Consider the following 1,012-nt stretch of genomic DNA (forward strand, 5'->3'; position numbering starts at 1 on the left):
TCGTCAGGGCCTGGTGTGGCAAGTTGAAAAGAGACTCATAGACCGCATAGAGGAGGTCGTCTTTTGTATGAAACACGTAGTGCAGCGACGCGAGAGGGCAGCCTGCGGCAGCGGCGATACGTCGAGTCGTTGCATTGGCAACCCCATGTTCAGCAATCACTTTGACAGTGGCTTCCACGAAGTCCTGTCTACGTAATTCAGCGCCCACTCTAGCCATAGTCAAGCAATCTCCATTGTTACTGCTGTAGCGCCTGCCTGGGCTTCGGCGTCAACGCCGGCGGATGCTACAGCATGACTGGTCTGCGAGTCATGAGCCGATGTGGATCGGCGCATGGGTTTTTGTTGCCAATGGCATACATGAATAGCTCATTCCAATGCGGGGATAATACGTAACGATTGTTTCGTAAATTCCCAGATTGGTGCGGCCTGCTGACACAAGCTGGTGCGCACGTGAGTGAGCAGCTGTTGCCTGGCAGATTGATATAACTTCTAACGCATTGATAACTAAGCTAATTAATTTAATCACCATGATTTGGCATGTGGTTTGCAATGTGGTCAATTGACTTGGTCAAGTGATCAAGTCAGTTGATTAGAGAGTGTGGCACAGCCCGAGTCTTCCCTCCAGGAAGGCCGCGCCGCCGGTTACAGCCCCATGAGGATCTTCCAATGAATGAAGTTATTGCGCGTCCATGCGCCGGCATCTCCACCAGAAGTGGAGTCAGGCATCTGATCGCGGCATTGGCAGCATTGGCTGCTATTGGCACGGTTCAAGCTGCACAGAAGGATCCTGCGCTACTCGGTACGAAGCTAACGCCGCTGGGAGGGGAGGTCGCGGCTAGTGCCGATGGGGTCATCCCGGCCTGGACTCCGCCCGGTCCGCTGGGCGGTGGCTGGTCTTATGGCCAGGTGCGAGGTCAATCCTGGAAATTCAAGAACGATATGCCGCTTTTCAGTATCGACTCCAACAATGTCTCGCAATATGTGAACAAGCTTTCACCCGGCCAGGTGGAAC

The 1,012-nt window shown here is 53.8% G+C and carries 1 protein-coding gene and 1 pseudogene; one reads left to right on the top strand and one right to left on the bottom strand.

Annotation, left to right across the window (positions count from 1 at the left end):
- A partial coding sequence (locus tag ACXRVY_RS31385; protein WP_458239263.1) for a TetR family transcriptional regulator occupies positions 1-217 on the bottom strand: 217 nt, incomplete at its 3' end.
- A 449-nt stretch (positions 218-666) separates the two neighbouring features.
- On the opposite strand from ACXRVY_RS31385, the pseudogene ACXRVY_RS31390 reads away from it, so the two are divergent.
- Positions 667-1,012 (top strand): annotated as a pseudogene (locus ACXRVY_RS31390) (DUF1329 domain-containing protein); the annotation flags it as partial.

The sequence above is a fragment of the Pseudomonas sp. P5_A2_2 genome, assembly GCF_054177685.1.